Raw genomic sequence first — 15,722 nt, 5'->3', positions numbered from 1 at the left:
TCTAATTGACAGCCTGGATCCCCATGATCGCGCACCTTATGAAAATATTGTTGGTCGAAGACGACAAGCTGCTCAATCACCACCTCTCCACCCTGCTGACCGAGGCCCAGAATCAGGTCCACAGCACGGACAGTGCCCAGGTGGCCCTGCATTACGCCGCCGATTACCCCATAGACGTGGCCATCATTGATTTGGGGCTACCGGACATGGACGGCTTGCAACTCATCAGACAGCTGCGCGAGCGGCAGATCCCCTTCCCCATCATCATCCTGACCGCCCGTGGCAACTGGCAGGACAAGGTGGAGGGGCTGGAAGCCGGGGCGGACGACTATCTGGTCAAGCCGTTCCAGAAAGACGAGCTGCTGGCACGGCTCAATGCCCTGGTGCGGCGCAGCGCTGGTTTCATCTCGCCCAAAGTCAAAGCCGGCGACTATGAGCTGGATCTCTCCCGCAAGGAGCTGACCATCGCGGGTGAGCCAGCCGTGCTCACCAGCTTCGAATACCTGATCCTCGAATACCTGATGCGCAACGCCCGCCAGGTAGTCTCCAAGCAGCAACTGCTGGACCAGCTCTACGGCGATGGTGAAGGGGACCCCAACACCATAGAGGTGATGGTGAGCCGACTGCGCAAGAAGCTGGACCCGGAGGGGACCACCCAGCCCATCTCCACCATCCGGCGCCAGGGTTACATCTTCAACCTCTCCTGCAGCTGATGCGCCTTCGCCTGCCACGGCCCATGAGACTGATCCATCGCTCGCTGCATATCAAGCTGATGCTGAGCGCCATGCTGGTCATAGCGCTCATCATGGCCTTCTCCGTCTACATCCTCTATCTGGGCCACACCGAGGAGCAGGCCCAGAAGGCCAGCATCCGCATGCAGGAGAACCTCTCCAAGCTGTTCTCATCCAAGCTGCCGGATCTCCATACCACCAAGGATCTCGGCAAGATCACGCCGGATGCCATCGACCCCAATCTGGATACCCTGATCTGCCGGGCCGATGGCCAGCTGAGCTGGTCCAGCCTGCACATGCCGGAGGTGATCAGCGCCAAGGGCACCATCTGTCAGGATCTGATGAAGTACCTCGGCGGCCTGGATCAGGACTACTTCTTCAAGCGTCACACCATCCAGAATGGCGAGAGCTACTTCATCTACAGCCTGCGTTTTCTGCGCAATCACGGTGAGGGCCCCACCACCTATTACGTGGTGATGGTCGACTCGGCCAAGCGTTACCTGATCCAGACCCGCAGCTACCTCTATCAGTGCATCCGCCAGGCCCTGCTGGCCTACTCGCTGCTCGGTGCCCTGCTGCTGCTCACCAGCTTCTGGAGCCTGACCTCATTGCGCACCATGGCGCGCCAGATCGACGAGATCCGGGCGGGCAAGCGGGAGGCGCTCTCCGACGACTACGAGCGAGAGCTGACGCCGCTGACCGAATCAGTCAACCAGCTGCTGGAGAACGAACGCCAACAGACCCAGCGCTATCAGCACGCGCTGAACGATCTGGCCCACAGCCTGAAAACCCGGCTAGCGCTGATCCAGATGACGGCGCAGGAGATCAAGCTGGGGCACGACATCCATGACAACATCAGTGAGCAGATCCTGACCATGGATCAGATCATCCAGTACCAGCTGCGCCGCGCTGTCACCGGCCGCAAGCGCCTCGCCAGCAAGGGCACGGAACCCGTGCCCCTCATCGAGAAGCTGCTGGCCAGCCTCGCCAAGGTCTATCGCCACAAGAAGTTGCAGACCCGCTTCACATTCGATGACGACGTCTTCTTCGCCGGCGAACAGGGGGACCTGATGGAGCTGATGGGCAACCTGCTCGACAACGCCTTCAAGTTCGCCATCAGCGAAATCCGGGTGACGGTGAGCCGCCGCCACGACCGCTTGCGGATCGCGATTGAGGACGATGGCCCGGGCATAGACCCGAGCAAGTCGCAACAGATCTTCCAGCGCGGCGTGCGCGCCGACAGCTCTCCCGGCCAGGGCATAGGTCTGGCCGTGGTCACCGAGATAGTGCACAGCTATGGCGGTCAGATCATGGTGGATGAATCGCCGCTGGGGGGCGCCCGCTTCACCCTGGACCTGCCCTGAGTTTGCCTCAGCCCCGACACGAATAACAACGCCTGCCCGCAGGCGTTGTGCTTTATCCCGCCCTTTTTCCCCCAGCCCGGCATCCGCAAGCTCACATCACGCAGGGGAAGCGACAATCCGGGAGCAGGGAGGAGATCAAAAGATAAAAAAACCGGCCGCAAGGGCCGGTGAAACAGTTCAGGCTTGTCAGGTGACAAACGCACCCAGTGGATGAAGACAAGTCCCAATTCCTTATGGTGCCCTGGCCTCTTGAGTACGTGTGGTTACTCTATCCCATGGTCACTGAATCAAAGCTGTACCATGGGACAATTGGCTGCCGCCCCTGTTTCGGCTTACAACTTGATGCCCAGCGATTGGCGCAGGTAGGCACCGGCACCGAGCAGACCCGGCCCCTCGTGGGTGATGAGGAAAACGGGAATATCCTTCAGATAGGACTTGAAACGTCCCTTGTCTTCAAACGCCACCCGAAAGCCCGAGCCGATGAAGAACTCCTGGAAACGCGGCACTATGCCACCGGCGATGTAGACACCGCCAAAGGTGCCCAGGTTAAGCGCCAGGTTGCCGGCGAAGCGGCCCATCAGCACGCAGAACAAGCTGAGGGTACGCCGGCAATCCAGGCATTCGCCCGCCAGCGCCCGCTCTGTGATGTCTTTGGGTGCAAAGTCTGCTGGCTCGCGGCCATCGGACTTCACCAGACCGCGATAGATGTTGACCAGACCGGGCCCGGAGAGCAGTCGCTCGGCCGAGACATGACCCAGTTCGGCGCGCATCACCTGCAGCACGGCATCCTCTTCTTCGCTGTTGGTGGCAAAATCCACGTGACCCCCCTCGCCCGGCAGGCTCAGCCATTGCTCACCCGCCTGCACCAGGTGGGCAACCCCCAGGCCAGTGCCCGCACCATAGATGGCGATGGGTTTGCCGGCCACGGGCGCAGCGCCGCCCAGCTGAAGGCGATCGGTATCAGCCAGTACGGGCACCGCCATGGAGACGGCGGTGAAGTCGTTGATCACCTGCAAGCGGGTCAGGCCCAGATTTGCCTGCATCTCGCTGATGGAGAACTCCCAGCAGTGGTTGGTCATGGCGACCCAGTCGCCCTTGATGGGACAGGCGATGGCGATACAGGCCTGACTCACCTGCACCTGATGCTCATCCAGATAGAGGCGCACTACAGCCTCGAGACTGGGGTGAGCCAGTCCGGAATAGGTCTTGGCCCGGGAAATGGTACCAGTCGCCAGCTCGCACAGGGCCAGCCGCGCATTGGTGCCGCCTACGTCGCCGACCAGTGCATGGGTATGCTGCATAAAACAACTCCTTCGTTACTTGGGTCGGGGCGGCCCTTACCGTCCCGCAATTATTATTTGGCAACAATTCTACCCGAGCCCCTCCCCCCGCGGCGCAATTGATGGATGCAAGTGTGCGCCCGCTCACAGTGTTGTTGCTTTGCAACATTTGTAAGCGTTTTCACGGGAAGGGTGGAAGTTTGTAACCAAAAAGACGAAATAATTAGACATGAGTCATACTTTGCAGGGCCAAGATTAGTTTCGATAAGAGCTTGTCTTGTATAGTCATCAAGTTGATTGGAAACCTGCTTAGCCGTGAGTTTAGTGCAAAGACACTGAAGCTAAATTACAAAAATGCCTGGTGGTGATGATGAATACCCTTGATAAAATTACTAATAATTTGGAAAGTTTCAGTAAATCAGAGCGTAAAGTTGCCGAGGTCATTCTGGCCTCCCCGCAGACGGCCATTCATTCCAGTATCGCTACCCTCGCCAAGATGGCCGACGTCAGTGAACCGACCGTTAACCGTTTCTGCCGCCGTCTCGATACCAAGGGCTTTCCCGACTTCAAACTGCATCTGGCCCAGAGCCTGGCCAACGGCACCCCTTATGTGAACCGCCACGTGGAAGCGGAAGACGGGCCGGAGACCTATACCGCCAAGATCTTCGAATCCACCATGGCCTGTCTGGATGCCGCCAAGAACAGCCTGGATATCTCCGCCATCAATCGTTGCGTCGATATCCTGACCCAGTCCAAGAAGATCAGCTTCTTTGGGCTGGGCGCCTCCTCCGCCGTCGCCCGCGATGCCCAGAACAAATTCTTCCGCTTCAACATCCCAGTGGTGAGCTTCGAGGACATCGTCATGATGCGCATGAGCTGCATCAACAGCAGCGAAGGGGACGTGGTGGTACTTATCTCCCACACCGGGCGCACCAAGGCGCTGGTGGAAATTGCCGCGCTGGCCCGCGAGAACGACGCCACTGTCATCGGCATGACCGCCAAGGATTCCCCGCTGGCCCGCGAGTGCAATCTGGTGCTCTCCATGGACGTGCCGGAAGACACTGATGTCTACATGCCAATGGCATCGCGTATTGCCCAGCTGGCTCTGGTAGACGTGCTGGCGACCGGTTTTACCCTGCGCCGTGGCATGAAATTTCGCGAAAACCTGAAGAAAGTCAAAGAAGGTTTGCGCGAATCCCGCTTTGATACCCCCCACGCTTCCTGACGGGCGGGGGCCTTGGCCCCCGGCTGTCTATGCCACCTTCCTTGGTGTAGTATTGTAATTTAGTAACAAAAGCCACCCAGATGGCTTGCAAGCGGGTGCAATGGGCCATGCGCTTGACGGGGCAGTATCCCAAGTCATATCAACTTCAAACTGGAGTCTTTCATGCCAAGACGTACAAAGATTGTAACCACACTCGGTCCGGCGACCGATCGCGAGGGGATCCTCGAGGGGATCATCCGTGCCGGCGCCGACATGGTGCGGATGAACTTCTCCCACGGCACTGCTGAAGACCACATACTGCGCGCCAAGCAGGTACGCGACATCGCCGCCAGACTCGGTCGTCACGTCGCCATCATGGGGGACCTGCAAGGCCCCAAAATCCGCGTCTCCACCTTCAAGGATGGCAAGGTCTATCTGGCCATCGGTGACAAGTTCATTCTCGATGCCGCGCTCGGCAAGGGCGAAGGCTGTCAGGAACAGGTCGGCATCGACTACAAGAGCCTGCCCGATGACGTGATAGCCGGCGATATCCTGCTGCTGGACGACGGTCGCGTGCAGCTGAAGGTGGAGCTGGTCGAAGGCACCCGCATTCACACCACTGTGACGGTGGCGGGCCCCCTCTCCAACAACAAGGGCATCAACAAGAAAGGCGGCGGTCTCTCCGCCCCGGCCCTGACCGAGAAAGACAAGGAAGACATCAAGACAGCCGCCCTGATGAACGTGGACTACCTGGCCGTCTCCTTCCCCCGTTGTGGCGATGACCTGCGCTACGCCCGCGAACTGGCTCGTGAAGCCGGTTCCAACGCCAAGATAGTGGCCAAGGTCGAGCGCGCCGAGACCGTCGCCACCGATGAAGCAATGGAAGACATCATCCTCGGCTCCGATGCCGTCATGGTGGCCCGTGGCGATCTGGGCGTCGAGATCGGCGATCCCGAGCTGGTCGGCGTACAGAAGAAGCTGATCCGTCACTCCCGCCGTCTGAACCGCGTCGTCATCACAGCGACCCAGATGATGGAGTCCATGATCAACGCCCCGTTGCCGACCCGTGCGGAAGTGATGGACGTGGCCAACGCCGTGCTGGATGGCACAGACGCAGTGATGCTCTCCGCCGAGACCGCCGCAGGCCAGTTCCCCATCGAGACAGTGACCTCCATGGCCAGTGTCTGCGTGGGCGCCGAGAAACACCCGAGCCTAAACGTCTCCAACCACCGCATGAGCTACACCTTCACCTCGGTGGAAGAGGCGGTTGCCATGTCGACCATGTATGCGGCCAACCACCTGGAAGGGGTCAAGGCAATCGTGGCACTGACCGAATCCGGCACCACACCGCTGCTGATGTCCCGCATCAGCTCCGGCCTGCCGATCTTCGCCATGTCACCGCACAACAAGACCCTGGCCTGGACCAACCTCTACCGCGGCGTCACCCCAGTGCTGTTCGACGGCGACGAGACCAAGCCGGTCTACGAAGTGTGCCGCGAGGCGCTGGATGTGCTCAAGGACAAGGGGCTGGTGCAAAGTGGCGACATGGTGTTGCTGACCCACGGTGACAAGATGGAAACCGTCGGCAGTACCAACACCTGCAAGGTGATGATGGTCGAGTAATTAGCCCATCTGACTGCAACCAAAACGGCTCCCGCGGGAGCCGTTTTTCATTGTGCAGCGGCCGCTTCAGCCGCGAAACAGCGCGACCTTGTCAGAGGGGCAGGCTGCCCCACCTGCCCCTCTGACCGCGATGGCGGGATTGCCATTCTGAATGGGCAGTCCCCGGATGCTGAGCTGGCCCGGCAGACAAATCAGCACGATCAAGACCGCCACCAAGACAGGTCGCTCTATCGCCGTTTTGGCGAGATTCATTCACTCTCCCTGAGTTGTTGTTATCGGCCATTCCGCTGGCCTTGCTTCTCGCCTCCAGGGTGGGAGGTGGAAGTCATCGCGGTTGTAAATGCATGGTGAACAAACAAAAAAACCGGCCAAACAGGCCGGTTTCTCATGAGGTTCAGTGACTGCGATAAACTCAGGCGGCATGCACCACTGGGTTCGGCTGAGACAGACCTTCCAGCTCGCCCGGGGCGAAGTTGTCTACCTGAATTGCTTCGTAGCGCAAGGCATCGGCGGCCAGCAGTTTGTCCGCTTCATCCTTGCTCAGGATGGAACCGGCAAGCGCGGCGGCAACCAGCTCCGGCAGTGCCATCTTGCGGGGCAGTTTGCCCTCTTTCTGGGCCTGCACCAGCTTCTTCTCGTAGGGCTGTACCGCCACCATGGCTTGGAAGGCGCGTTCCATCAGACCGACCGGATCCGCATCATCCTTGCCGACATAACAGAGGGCGGTCAGACGGTCGCGGAACTCGCCCGGCTTCATCATGGCCAGACAGATGGCGTGGCAGCGATCGTCTGCCGGCATTTTGTAGCCAACGCCGAGCGGGAAGACGACCCGCTTGAGCACGGCACCCACCACCTTGTTCGGGAAGTTCTGGAAGAAACCTTCGAACGCCTTGCCGATCAGATAGAGGTTACGCTCCACTGCGTACTGCACGAACGGCAGATCGGAGACCATGCGCCCCTGATCCTCATAGTGCTTGAGGGTGGCGGAAGCCAGATAGAGGTGGCTCAGCACATCGCCAAGACGGGCGGATATCATCTCCTTGCGCTTGAGCTCCCCACCTAGCATCAGCATGGAGACATCGGCACAGAGCGCCAGCCCTTTACTCATGCGAGAGAGTTGCTTGTAGTAGCGGGCGGTCTCGCCAGCCACAGGTGCGCCGTTGAACTGACCCAGGGTCAGCCCCTGGAACAGGGCGCCGAAGAAGTTGCCGGCACCGAAGGCGATGTGCTTCATCAGCAGGGCGTCAAACTTCTCGAGACCGCGCTCCACGTCGGTGTCGGCGGCCGCTTCCAGCTCGGCAAACACGTAAGGGTGGCAGCGGGTGGCCCCTTGCCCGAAGATCATCAGGTTACGGGTCAGGATGTTGGCCCCTTCCACCGTGATGGCGACCGGAATACCCATGTAGGCGTAGCCGGTGTAGTTTTTCGGGCCGAGCTGGATGGCACGACCGGCGTGGATGTCCATGGAGTCATCCATGATCTGGCGCGCCATTTCGGTCATGTGGTACTTGGAGATGGCGGTGACGATGGCCGGAGCCTGACCCAAGTCCAGGGAACCTGCGGTCATGCGACGGGCCCCTTCCAGCTGATAGGTGAGGCCGCCGATGCGAGCCAGCGCCTCTTGCACCCCTTCAAACTTGCCGATGGACATGCCGAACTGTTTACGCACGTAGGAGTAAGCCCCCACGGTGCGGCTCGCCATGTGACCGCAAGCGGTGCCCAGGGCAGGCAGCGAGATGCCGCGACCGGCGGAGAGGCATTCGACCAGCATGCGCCAGCCGCGACCGGCGTAATCCGGGCCGCCGATGATCCAGTCGAGCGGAATGAACACATCCTTGCCGAAGGTCGGGCCGTTCAGGAACGCCAGACCCATGGGGTAGTGGCGATCGCCAACGCGCACGCCAGGGTGGCTGGTGGGGATGAGCGCGCAGGTGATGCCGAGCTCTTCCTTGTCACCCAGCAGTTGTTCCGGGTCATAGAGTTTGAACGCCAGCCCCAGCACGGTGGCGCGGGGCGCCAGGGTGATGTAGCGCTTGTTCCAGTTGAGGCGAATACCCAGCACCTCTTCACCCTTGTGCATCCCTTTGCAGACGATCCCCTTGTCGGGAATGGCGCCCGCATCCGAGCCCGCTTCCGGCCCGGTCAGGGCGAAGCAGGGCACCTCTTTGCCATTGGCCAGCCCCGGCAGCCAGAAATCTTTCTGGGCCTGGGTGCCGTAGTGCATCAGCAGCTCGCCCGGGCCAAGGGAGTTGGGCACCATGACGGTGACCGCTACGCTCAGGCTCTTGGTGGCGATGCGGGTAACGATGGTGGAGTTGGCAATCGCCGAGAATTCACGGCCGCCGTAGGATTTCGGAATGATCAGGGAGAAGAAGCCTTCCTTCTTCAGGTAGTCCCACACAGGCTCCGGCAGGTCTTTGGTTTCGTTGACGATCTTGAAGTCATCGACCATGGCGAGCAGGGTTTCGACCTGATTGTCGATAAAGGCCTGCTCTTCGGCGCTCAGTTCGGCCTTGCCGTAACCGTGCAGTTTTTTCCAGTCGGGGTTACCGCGAAACAACTCGCCATCCCACCAGACGGAGCCGGCCTCCATGGCCTCCCGCTCGGTAGCTGACAAGGGCGGCAATATCTTTTTGAAGATGCCGAACACCGGACGGGTTACCACCTTTTTACGGATGGAGGGTACGCCGAGCACAACGGCTATCGCCAGCACCAGCAGGACAAGCAATGTGATCATACTCAAGTTCCTTCTATTTCACTGTTTCCGTTGATTTATTGTTGGTTGTTACACGGCCAGGGAGAGCCTGGTCGACTCCACGGGCGCCCCGACTCCGGACGCCAGATAAGGAATAACGTTGCGCACCAGCCCTTCCACATCGAGCTGTTGGCCAAAATCGGCCAGGGCAATGTCGCGTAGCGCATCGGCGGAGGCCATGGTGAACACGACCGTGCCCAGGGTGAAGTGCAGGCGCCAGAAGAGATCCGCTGGCGACAGGGCCGGATTGGCCTTGGAGATCGCCTGGGTTATCCGCATCAAGATCGGGCCATAGTGGGCGGTGATAAAGCGGCGTAGGTGACCCTGGCTGTCGATATAGCCGCGCCCCAGCAGCTGCATGAAGATGGCCGGACCGTTGGCCCGCACTGCCGAGAGTTTCATCAGCGGCTCGACAAAGCTCTCAAAGAGTTGCAGCAGTGTCAGCTGCTCCTGCTCCATCAAGGTGTTCAGGCGCGCATCCAGCTCAGGCATGAACAGGCTCAGATAACGGTCGAGCACCGCCTGGATTAGCTCCTTTTTAGAGCCGAAGTGATAGTTGACCGAGGCCAGGTTGACATCGGCCTCGCTGGTGATCAGACGCAAAGAGGTATCGGCGAACCCCCGTTCGGCAAACAACACCTCGGCGGCATCGAGAATACGGTTTTTGGTATCGATTTTACTCACAGAACACCTCTCTTAAACGAATGTTTAAAAAGTACGTTTCACAACCTTTTATGTCAAGAGAATGTGAACAGGTGTTAGTGGAATGTTTTTGCTAAAAATGGAGAACAAGGCGGGAACTTATCGGGCAAACAACACTCTATATCTATGCCACTGTAATTAAGCATTAAGTCTCGCCCAACCTGCTCCATGCTAGTTGGGCATTTTTTTGCCCTGTTGGCACTGGTACCGATACGCGGATAAAAAAACCGTCGCAGGGAGCGACGGCGGGGAAAAAAAGGTTGCACCATCCGGATCCAACCCATCGATGCGAGTTCAGGCTTGCATCGATTCATCCATCATGGCGGCCAAGCGTGTTCAAACTTTGTCAACGCCCACGCAATTTGTGACAAAGTATGACAAGCCACAACGTGGTCTCGACCCGCCGCCTTTGCTATGCTGGCGCCTCACGCCAGAAGGGGAGATAAGATGAAGTATACGGTCGATACCCACACCCATACCGTCGCCAGCACCCACGCTTACAGTACCATTCACGACTATCTGCCCATCGCCAGGGCGAAGGGGATCAAGCTGTTTGCCACCACGGATCACGGCCCGGACATGGCCGATGCTCCCCACTTCTGGCACTTCGTCAATCTGCATGTGCTGCCGCGGATGGTCGACGGGGTCGGCATACTGCGTGGCATCGAAGCCAACATCAAAAACATTGATGGCGAGATCGACTTCCCCGAACGTTACGAATCACGGCTCGACATGATCATGGCCGGCTTCCACGAACCTGTATTTCCCCCCTGCGATCAGGCAACTCATACACAGGCCATGATCAACGCCATCAAGAGCGGTCGGGTCGACATGATAAGTCACCCGGGCAACCCCGCCTTCCCCATCGATATCCAGGCCGTGGTCAAAGCCGCCGCGGAATACCGAGTGGCGCTGGAACTCAACAACTCCTCCTTCAGTCACTCCCGCCCGGGTAGCGAAGGAAACTGCCGCGCCATCGTAGAATCAGCGCGGGATCTGGGCGCCTATCTCACCTTCGGCTCCGACTCCCACGTGGCTTTCAGCCTGGGGGATTTCGAGCACTGTCATCGGCTGGTGACCGAGGCAAACTTCCCGCAGGACAGGATCCTGGCACGATCCCCACGCGCCCTGCTCGATTTTCTCGAGAGCCGCGGCAGAGCCCATATCCCGGAGTTTGCCGATCTCTGATCCCGACGCTAACTCCATGAGCTTATTCATAAAAAGAAGAGGGACTCATTGACTTGACCCACTGTTTTCGGGAATCTAGTGCCACGCCGATATAGCTCAGCTGGTAGAGCAGCGCATTCGTAATGCGAAGGTCAGGAGTTCGATCCCCCTTATCGGCACCATATAAAACAAAGTGTTAGCTTAACAGTGAAGCTAGCCCTTTGTGCTTTTTGGATTGGGGTACCACGTGGGGTACCACATTTAGCAACTAGTAGGTATTCCACGATATCAATTCATTTCACCATCGACTGCTCCCCCTAGTATGTGGCCGAGAGTTGATGCTAATGACATATCATCCACTCGGATGCCCCCTTACCTTCGCTGGCAAACTAACTAGTTGTAAACCCTTGACATCGGTCTGATTCGAAATTGTCACTATGCTTTTGGATTTGGCCACATAGATCCAGACACTTTTTCCCGCTTAGGGTTGTGATACCCGACTGAGCAGATATTCCCGAGGTGAACACTCCCCCCAGTCGTCGTCACTTCTGAGCTGCCTGTGCGGCAGCGAGGTTATTGACACTGCCAAGGGCTACGTCAGCCTTCTTCTGAGCTGCCTGTGCGGCAGCGAGGTGGGTATTGCTGATCTCGATGGTGATTTCACTCTTCTGAGCTGCCTGTGCGGCAGCGAGGAACAGCGGCGTGACGGCTGGCACTTGGGGCAACTTCTGAGCTGCCTGTGCGGCAGCGAGGTTCTTGTTGCGCAGGTTCTGAAGCTGGGCCTTCTTCTGAGCTGCCTGTGCGGCAGCGAGGTTCGATACGGGTCTTGCCGTTGGATGTTTCCACTTCTGAGCTGCCTGTGCGGCAGCGAGGAGCACCTGCGCTTTGATAAGCTGGCTCGGGATCTTCTGAGCTGCCTGTGCGGCAGCGAGGGGTCTCCGCCGCAATCTGAGCCAGCGAGTCCTCTTCTGAGCTGCCTGTGCGGCAGCGAGGTGCGAGACGGTATAGCAATCATCCCGGTGTCTCTTCTGAGCTGCCTGTGCGGCAGCGAGGTACTACTCCGGCTCGCAGGTGAAGATGAACGGCTTCTGAGCTGCCTGTGCGGCAGCGAGGTGGTCATTTCATCCATGAACGCCTCTGTTTCTCTTCTGAGCTGCCTGTGCGGCAGCGAGGTTCTGCCGGCCTTCCGATGTACTGCTGAAACACTTCTGAGCTGCCTGTGCGGCAGCGAGGGTCTGGGGTTTCGATACGGCGCCGGGCGAGCTCTTCTGAGCTGCCTGTGCGGCAGCGAGGACTAACAGAGCCACGTTCATCGCTGGTGTTCACTTCTGAGCTGCCTGTGCGGCAGCGAGGGGCTTAATGCCGCTGCTGGGCTTGAGGCACCACTTCTGAGCTGCCTGTGCGGCAGCGAGGAACAGGTCGGCAACGTTGACGTTGAACTCGTTCTTCTGAGCTGCCTGTGCGGCAGCGAGGCTGGCTGCGTTGAACGCGGCTATCTGCTCAGCCTTCTGAGCTGCCTGTGCGGCAGCGAGGACCGAAGTTGCCCGCCGGCTGGGGGTGTCGCGCTTCTGAGCTGCCTGTGCAGCAGCGAGGCTCTATACCTCAGAAGGGTCATTTACCGGTGACTTCTGAGCTGCCTGTGCGGCAGCGAGGTGACCGAGGCTGGCACTGATGCCGCCGTAATCCTTCTGAGCTGCCTGTGCGGCAGCGAGGATTGATAGGCTCTGGTTGCCACTCCTCGCCAACTTCTGAGCTGCCTGTGCGGCAGCGAGGATCACTACCCGCTTAATCTTCCACCTTAACCACTTCTGAGCTGCCTGTGCGGCAGCGAGGAGATGCTCATGTCGGGACCTCTGGGTTGACCGCTTCTGAGCTGCCTGTGCGGCAGCGAGGGATAAGCCGTGGGAGTATCTCGCTCATCGAACCTTCTGAGCTGCCTGTGCGGCAGCGAGGTCATCCCCATCATTTCTTTGGCTTACCGTTTTCTTCTGAGCTGCCTGTGCGGCAGCGAGGATGGCTAGCACGGTCTACGTGCAGCGGGGCCGCTTCTGAGCTGCCTGTGCGGCAGCGAGGGAGTATCTGCTACAGAACGCGGACGGCTCCGGCTTCTGAGCTGCCTGTGCGGCAGCGAGGTACAAGGTAATCGAACTCCTCATCGGTCTCACACTTCTGAGCTGCCTGTGCGGCAGCGAGGCTTAAAGTATTGCTGGTACTGGCCACTGGCGACTTCTGAGCTGCCTGTGCGGCAGCGAGGATGGGGCCGCTGGGCCGCGCCGTGTTCGGCCTCTTCTGAGCTGCCTGTGCGGCAGCGAGGTCAACGTGACTGCCGAGCAGTTCGATACCGTTCTTCTGAGCTGCCTGTGCGGCAGCGAGGCTTCGCTTGGCCATCTTCAATGGCCTGCTGTCCTTCTGAGCTGCCTGTGCGGCAGCGAGGATTGCTCCGCCTGGTTACCAGAGCCCCCAGCACTTCTGAGCTGCCTGTGCGGCAGCGAGGACAGTGACGACCAAGGCGGCACAGGCTGGCCACTTCTGAGCTGCCTGTGCGGCAGCGAGGAATCCACCCATCAGCATCCGGCGCTGGGTAAACTTCTGAGCTGCCTGTGCGGCAGCGAGGTGGGTTGCTGGCCAGCACCCAGGTGTGTCGGTCTTCTGAGCTGCCTGTGCGGCAGCGAGGTAGGAGGTTTGCACAAACCAGCTGGCACCCATCTTCTGAGCTGCCTGTGCGGCAGCGAGGAGGCAGGCTGGTACACCAAGGCCCAGATCAGCCTTCTGAGCTGCCTGTGCGGCAGCGAGGGCGTTGTGGTAGTCTGCGGCCAGTTGTTCGATCTTCTGAGCTGCCTGTGCGGCAGCGAGGTTCTTCAGGTCTGTGATGTGTCTCTTCAGCCACTTCTGAGCTGCCTGTGCGGCAGCGAGGGTTGATGCCGCCGTTACCACCAAGCTGACCGACTTCTGAGCTGCCTGTGCGGCAGCGAGGAAAGTGCGCTTGGGGTGAGGCCAGCGAACCTTCTTCTGAGCTGCCTGTGCGGCAGCGAGGATAGCCGGTCAGTGGGTGACCCAACCAGTCCACTTCTGAGCTGCCTGTGCGGCAGCGAGGGCCAGCGGCGCGCACTCGGGCTGTGTTCAGTTCTTCTGAGCTGCCTGTGCGGCAGCGAGGAGATATTCGCGCTGGGGGATCTCCATCATCCTCTTCTGAGCTGCCTGTGCGGCAGCGAGGGCTTTCCGGGGCCGGCTCATCGTCCAGGTTACCTTCTGAGCTGCCTGTGCGGCAGCGAGGGACCGCAAACAGCGAATGGTGCTCCCGGGCCACTTCTGAGCTGCCTGTGCGGCAGCGAGGACAGAAGGTGAGAGCGGTGAGGTCATGGAGCTCTTCTGAGCTGCCTGTGCGGCAGCGAGGTGTGGCTCCACCGGTTCCCTTCTGTGACCAGACTTCTGAGCTGCCTGTGCGGCAGCGAGGATCGAGCAGAAGGCAATCGGCTTGGCTTCCGACTTCTGAGCTGCCTGTGCGGCAGCGAGGAACTCGACTCGGTGTTACAGACAAACGCTGCGCTTCTGAGCTGCCTGTGCGGCAGCGAGGGCCAGTAGCGCGCGCCCGGGCCATGTTCAGTTCTTCTGAGCTGCCTGTGCGGCAGCGAGGGGATTTCCTTTGGTTGGTTGAAAACTGTTTGGTCTTCTGAGCTGCCTGTGCGGCAGCGAGGTGGTCGAGGTGCGGGTGATGTCGATCCGGTACCTTCTGAGCTGCCTGTGCGGCAGCGAGGCAACGTACCAGGCACCGGCAGCAGCTCAACCACTTCTGAGCTGCCTGTGCGGCAGCGAGGACCCTGACCGGTTCGGGAACCATTGGCATGACCTTCTGAGCTGCCTGTGCGGCAGCGAGGTGGGTAGAGGTCACATCCCACGGCGGGAAGATCTTCTGAGCTGCCTGTGCGGCAGCGAGGGACAATGGAGCCCACACATCAGGCACCGGCAACTTCTGAGCTGCCTGTGCGGCAGCGAGGGCGAAGGTGTGGCCTGCTACCGTTTCGCCCTTCTTCTGAGCTGCCTGTGCGGCAGCGAGGCGAGCAGCTGCTCCGCCGCTTGTACCGCCTCTCTTCTGAGCTGCCTGTGCGGCAGCGAGGTGTCAGGGGACGAGATAGTCGAGCTGCCACGCCTTCTGAGCTGCCTGTGCGGCAGCGAGGGACGGCCACGGTGCTCGCTGACCTGCGTTCTCCTTCTGAGCTGCCTGTGCGGCAGCGAGGGGCTCTGGTGATGCTCAATGCCCAGCCCCGAACTTCTGAGCTGCCTGTGCGGCAGCGAGGGTTATTAGATGCGGAACTCCGCATTCTCTCAAGCTTCTGAGCTGCCTGTGCGGCAGCGAGGCCAGGAAGCCCAAGAACGTCAGGGCCGTGCTTCTTCTGAGCTGCCTGTGCGGCAGCGAGGGTCAGTACAGGTGGCAACCAACTCACGCTCCTCTTCTGAGCTGCCTGTGCGGCAGCGAGGGACTTTGTAGAGACAATGGTGCTCCCGGGCCACTTCTGAGCTGCCTGTGCGGCAGCGAGGTCCCGATGATGTCGTCCGCATCGGCGGCCCCTCTTCTGAGCTGCCTGTGCGGCAGCGAGGGTCGGCCCCCTCCACCTGGTAATCGTGCATCTCTTCTGAGCTGCCTGTGCGGCAGCGAGGCTATCATCGCATTAGTGTTGTCGATGGGCCTGCTTCTGAGCTGCCTGTGCGGCAGCGAGGACGACATCAGCCTGATGGTAGACCCGCAAACACTTCTGAGCTGCCTGTGCGGCAGCGAGGTCATGATTCGCGCATTGCATGATTGCGGCATTCTTCTGAGCTGCCTGTGCGGCAGCGAGGGTGATGCACGTACACGACGAGATTGTGGCGGACTTCTGAGCTGCCTGTGCGGCAGCGAGG

Annotated in this window: 9 protein-coding genes, 1 tRNA gene and 1 CRISPR repeat array; of the genes, 6 read left to right on the top strand and 4 right to left on the bottom strand. The window is 59.8% G+C overall.

What is annotated here, in order from left to right; genetic code table 11:
* Positions 1-38: 38 nt before the first annotated feature.
* Positions 39-713, top strand: coding sequence for a response regulator (locus BN1129_RS18775; RefSeq protein WP_042038607.1), 675 nt, complete (start codon positions 39-41; stop codon positions 711-713).
* Positions 713-2,095 carry an ATP-binding protein gene (locus BN1129_RS18770; RefSeq protein WP_042038606.1) on the top strand — a complete coding sequence of 461 codons (1,383 nt, stop codon included), beginning with the start codon at positions 713-715 and terminating at the stop codon, positions 2,093-2,095. Before BN1129_RS18775 ends, BN1129_RS18770 begins: the two co-directional genes overlap by 1 nt.
* Before the next feature lie 332 nt (positions 2,096-2,427).
* On the opposite strand, the gene glk is transcribed toward BN1129_RS18770, so the two are convergent.
* The gene (gene glk / locus BN1129_RS18765; protein ID WP_042038605.1) at positions 2,428-3,396 is read right to left on the bottom strand and encodes a glucokinase; all 969 of its coding nucleotides are present in this window, start codon (positions 3,394-3,396) and stop codon (positions 2,428-2,430) included.
* A 349-nt stretch (positions 3,397-3,745) separates the two neighbouring features.
* On the opposite strand from glk, the gene BN1129_RS18760 reads away from it, so the two are divergent.
* Entirely contained in the window at positions 3,746-4,600 is an 855-nt protein-coding gene (locus tag BN1129_RS18760) for a MurR/RpiR family transcriptional regulator (RefSeq protein ID WP_167335294.1), read from the top strand.
* 162 nt (positions 4,601-4,762) lie between these two features.
* Positions 4,763-6,202, top strand: a complete 1,440-nt coding sequence (pyk, locus tag BN1129_RS18755; RefSeq protein ID WP_042038603.1) for a pyruvate kinase — start codon at positions 4,763-4,765, stop codon at positions 6,200-6,202.
* Between the two features lie 66 nt (positions 6,203-6,268).
* Here pyk and BN1129_RS18750 read toward each other — a convergent pair whose 3' ends face one another.
* From BN1129_RS18750 to psrA, 3 genes are all read right to left on the bottom strand, one after another.
* Positions 6,269-6,454: a hypothetical protein gene (locus BN1129_RS18750; RefSeq protein ID WP_042038602.1), complete on the bottom strand. Its 186-nt coding sequence runs from the start codon at positions 6,452-6,454 to the stop codon at positions 6,269-6,271.
* A gap of 160 nt (positions 6,455-6,614) precedes the next feature.
* A complete protein-coding gene (locus tag BN1129_RS18745; protein ID WP_042038601.1) occupies positions 6,615-8,939 on the bottom strand; it encodes an acyl-CoA dehydrogenase in 2,325 nt (774 codons plus the stop codon).
* 48 nt (positions 8,940-8,987) lie between these two features.
* Positions 8,988-9,641: a TetR family transcriptional repressor PsrA gene (gene psrA / locus BN1129_RS18740; protein WP_042038599.1), complete on the bottom strand. Its 654-nt coding sequence runs from the start codon at positions 9,639-9,641 to the stop codon at positions 8,988-8,990.
* Between the two features lie 465 nt (positions 9,642-10,106).
* Between psrA and BN1129_RS18735 the strand changes: the two genes are divergently transcribed.
* Entirely contained in the window at positions 10,107-10,847 is a 741-nt protein-coding gene (locus BN1129_RS18735; protein WP_042038597.1) for a phosphatase, read from the top strand.
* Positions 10,848-10,932: 85 nt separating this feature from the next.
* Positions 10,933-11,008 (top strand) — tRNA-Thr (locus tag BN1129_RS18730).
* Between the two features lie 363 nt (positions 11,009-11,371).
* Positions 11,372-15,722: direct repeats of the CRISPR family, unit length 28 nt; unit sequence CTTCTGAGCTGCCTGTGCGGCAGCGAGG.

This window comes from Aeromonas popoffii (genome assembly GCF_000820025.1).
Classification (GTDB): Bacteria; Pseudomonadota; Gammaproteobacteria; order Enterobacterales; family Aeromonadaceae; genus Aeromonas; species Aeromonas popoffii.
The sequence above is the reverse complement of the archived record's forward strand: the minus strand, read 5'-3'. Positions and strand labels throughout refer to the sequence as shown.